This window comes from Desulforhabdus sp. TSK (assembly GCF_022836495.1).
GTDB lineage: Bacteria > Desulfobacterota > Syntrophobacteria > Syntrophobacterales > Syntrophobacteraceae > Desulforhabdus.
In genome coordinates this window covers 1-255 of sequence record NZ_BQXM01000265.1, presented here as the reverse complement: position 1 = coordinate 255, position 255 = coordinate 1, and the positions used below count along the sequence as shown (strand labels likewise).

Annotated in this window: 1 protein-coding gene; it reads left to right on the top strand. The window is 51.0% G+C overall.

All coding sequences use genetic code 11. The annotated features are described in order from the left end of the window. Nucleotides 1-17 precede the first annotated feature (17 nt). A partial coding sequence (locus tag MWC30_RS22345; protein ID WP_244086373.1) for a helix-turn-helix domain-containing protein occupies nt 18-255 on the top strand: 238 nt, incomplete at its 3' end.

Here is a 255-nt window from a genome sequence, read left to right as displayed (position 1 = left end):
TAAAGAAGATAGCTGCTATGTTCGATGTTCACAGACAGGCCGTGGCCTACTGGATAGACAGATGGGAAGAGAGGGGACTGACCGGACTCTTTGATGAGCCCAGAGAGGGACGTCCCTTGAAGCTGAGTAGTGAGGATGAAGAGTTTATCCGAAGCCAAATAGGCGAGGAGCCCCGCAATGTGAAGAAAATACTCGCTTTGCTTCAAGATAAGAGAGGAAAGCAGGTGAGCGAGTGGACGGTCAAGAGGGCTCTCA